Source organism: Photobacterium frigidiphilum (genome assembly GCF_003025615.1).
Classification (GTDB): Bacteria; Pseudomonadota; Gammaproteobacteria; order Enterobacterales; family Vibrionaceae; genus Photobacterium; species Photobacterium frigidiphilum.
In genome coordinates, this window is the sequence record NZ_PYMJ01000129.1 from 1 (window position 1) to 841 (window position 841).

General features: G+C 50.4%; 1 rRNA gene. It reads right to left on the reverse strand.

Annotation, left to right across the window (positions count from 1 at the left end):
- A 23S ribosomal RNA gene (locus C9J12_RS30205) occupies positions 1-841 on the reverse strand; the annotation flags it as partial.

Genomic DNA, 841 nt, shown 5'->3' on the forward strand with positions numbered 1-841 from the left:
GCGTCTAACCCCATCAATTAACCTTCCGGCACCGGGCAGGCGTCACACCGTATACGTCATCTTTCGATTTTGCACAGTGCTGTGTTTTTAATAAACAGTTGCAGCCACCTGGTATCTGCGACTCCCAACAGCTTAGAGAGCAAGTCTCATCACCGTCAGGAGCGTACCTTCTCCCGAAGTTACGGTACCATTTTGCCTAGTTCCTTCACCCGAGTTCTCTCAAGCGCCTTGGTATTCTCTACCTGATCACCTGTGTCGGTTTGGAGTACGATTACTTATAACCTATCGCTTAGAGGCTTTTCCCGGAAGCATGGCATCAATGGCTTCATCACCGTAGTGACTCGACATCGGGTCTCAGCCTTCTCTACTTAAAGAGGAAATCCCGGATTTGCCTAAGATTTCAGCCTACACCCTTGAACTTGGACAACCGTCGCCAAGCCCACCTAGCCTTCTCCGTCCCCCCATCGCAGTTATAAGCAGTACGGGAATATTAACCCGTTTCCCATCGACTACGCCTTTCGGCCTCGCCTTAGGGGTCGACTTACCCTGCCCCGATTAACGTTGGACAGGAACCCTTGATCTTCCGGCGAGGGAGTTTTTCACTCCCTTTATCGTTACTCATGTCAGCATTCGCACTTCTGATACCTCCAGCCAACCTTACGATTGACCTTCAACGGCTTACAGAACGCTCCCCTACCCAATATAACAAGTTATATTGCCGCAGCTTCGGTGTATAGCTTAGCCCCGTTAAATCTTCCGCGCAGACCGACTCGACCAGTGAGCTATTACGCTTTCTTTAAATGATGGCTGCTTCTAAGCCAACATCCTGGCTGTCTGAGCC